The 1,574-nt window shown below is 71.5% G+C and carries 2 protein-coding genes; both read right to left on the bottom strand.

Features of this window, described 5'->3' with window-relative positions:
• Positions 1-53: 53 nt before the first annotated feature.
• A complete protein-coding gene (locus ABT116_RS45060; RefSeq protein WP_351646826.1) occupies positions 54-1,145 on the bottom strand; it encodes a F0F1 ATP synthase subunit B in 1,092 nt (363 codons plus the stop codon).
• Between the two features lie 121 nt (positions 1,146-1,266).
• A partial coding sequence (gene coaD / locus ABT116_RS45055; RefSeq protein WP_351646824.1) for a pantetheine-phosphate adenylyltransferase occupies positions 1,267-1,574 on the bottom strand: 308 nt, incomplete at its 5' end.

Below are 1,574 nucleotides of genomic sequence, written 5' to 3'. Positions count from 1 at the left end.
CGCGACCGAAGAGCCAGGATACTGGACCTTTCGCTCTCGGCCCAATCCGGGGCTCAGCCCTGGCCGCGGCCCTGCTCGTAGGCCCGCAACTGCTCGGGGCTGATCATGCCGGTGTCGAAGAGGCTGGTCTCGTCGAGGGCGTAACCCTGCTGGGCGTGGTGCCCCTGCTGCGGCTGCTGCTGGACCTGGTTCGGGTCGTAGGCGGCCTGCTGGGGGTCGTAGCCCTGGTAGGCGTAGGGATCGGCGTGCTGGTAGCCGTAGGGGTCCTGCTGGCCGGCGTAGGCCTGCTGCGGGTAGCCGCCGTACGGATCGGGCTGCTGGGCGGGGTCGCCTCCCGCAGGGGCGTAGCCGGGGGCCGGGGCGTACGCCGGTTGCGGCTGTCCGTAGTCCTGCTGCTGGGCGGGCTGCGCGGCCGGGGGCTTCTGGTCGGCGAGGGCGGCCAGGTCCGCGAGGTAGTCGGCGTCGCTGGAGTGCTGGACGGTGCTCGCGTCGTCGGCGAGGGAGCCGAGGTCGTCGGTGGCGATCCGGCCGTGCAGCTTCTGCCGGCCGCGGCCGACGGCCTCCAGGGTCTTGGCGAGGACCGCCTCGAAGGCCCCGAGCTTGACGTCGACGTACTCGTCGGCGCTGCGGCGCTGGGTCTCCGGGTCGTGGCTGCGCTCGGGGGCGTCCTCGTCCTCGTACCCCTGCTCGTCGGTGCCGGGGCCGGTGCCCAGGAGCTTCTCGCGGCCACGGCCGACGGAGCCCAGGGTCTTGGTGAGGACGACCTCGAAGTTGGCGAGCTTGGAGTCGACGTACTCGTCGGCCTCGGCGCGGATCTCCTCGGCCTCCTGGCGGGCCTCGGCGAGGATCCGGTCGGCCTCGGCCTGGGAGCGGCGGGCGACCTCGGTGCCCGAGATCAGGGAACCGCGCTCGGCGTGCGCGCTCTCGATGATCTGCTGGGCCTCCTGGCGGGCCTGCTCGACCATCTGCTCGCGGCCGCCGATCAGCTCCTGGGCCTGGGCGAGGGAGTCGGGCAGCGCCGCGCGCACCTCGTCCAGCATCGCGAGCAGGTCGGCGCGGTTGACCACGCACGAGGCCGACATGGGCATGGACCGGGCGCCGGAGACCGCGGCGACGATCTCGTCGAGCTTCTTCTGCACGTCCACCGTGTGCTCGCCACTCTCTACAGATGCGTTGGAGACGGACGGGACGACTGTACGGCCATGGGGTCGCCCTGGAACACCGGGTGACGGGCAGTCAGGCCCCGGGGGGACGCCGGAGGCCGGTTCAGTCCTTCCTCAGGCGCTCGGTGAGCTCCTGGAGGACCTCGGCCGGGACCAGGTGGGAGACATCGCCGCCCCAGGTCGCGACCTCCTTGACCAGGGAGGACGACAGGAAGCTGTAGGTGGGGTTGGTGGGGATGAAGAGGGTCTCCACGCCCGAGAGGCCGTTGTTCATCTGGGCCATCTGCAGCTCGTAGTCGAAGTCGCTGACGGCGCGCAGGCCCTTGACGATGGCGGGGATGTCGCGCTGCTTGCAGAAGTCGACGAGCAGGCCGTGGAAGGCCTCCACGCGGACGTTGCCGTACTCGGCGG

It is taken from the genome of Streptomyces sp. NPDC002130 (assembly GCF_040296465.1).
Taxonomy (GTDB): Bacteria; Actinomycetota; Actinomycetes; order Streptomycetales; family Streptomycetaceae; genus Streptomyces.
This window is presented reverse-complemented; position numbering and strand designations above follow the sequence as displayed.